Here is a 426-nt window from a genome sequence, read left to right as displayed (position 1 = left end):
CCGCTGATCCCGAACGAGGACACACCCGCCCTGCGCGGACGATCCCCGGCCGGCCACTCCCGCGCCTCGGTCAGCAGACGCACCTCACCCGCCGACCAGTCCACCTGCTCCGACGGCTCCTCAGCGTGCAGCGTCCGCGGCAGCACACCATGCCGCATCGCCATCACCATCTTGATGACCCCGCCCACACCCGCAGCCGCCTGCGCATGACCGAAGTTCGACTTCAACGACCCCAGCCACAAAGGGCGGTCAACAGGCCGGTCCTGCCCATACGTCGCCAGCAACGCCTGCGCCTCGATCGGATCACCCAGCACCGTCCCCGTACCGTGCGCCTCCACCACATCCACATCCACCGCACTCAGCCCCGCCGACGCCAACGCCTGCCGGATCACCCGCTGCTGCGCCGGACCATTCGGCGCCGTCAAC

1 pseudogene is annotated in these 426 nt (G+C 69.7%); it reads right to left on the bottom strand.

From position 1 onward, the window contains the following. Window positions 1-426 (bottom strand): annotated as a pseudogene (locus K7854_RS37335) (polyketide synthase); the annotation flags it as partial.

This window comes from Streptomyces hyderabadensis, from assembly GCF_020404845.1.
Classification (GTDB): Bacteria; Actinomycetota; Actinomycetes; order Streptomycetales; family Streptomycetaceae; genus Streptomyces; species Streptomyces hyderabadensis.
Note: the sequence above shows the minus strand (reverse complement) of the source record. Positions and strands in the feature narration are given on the sequence as shown.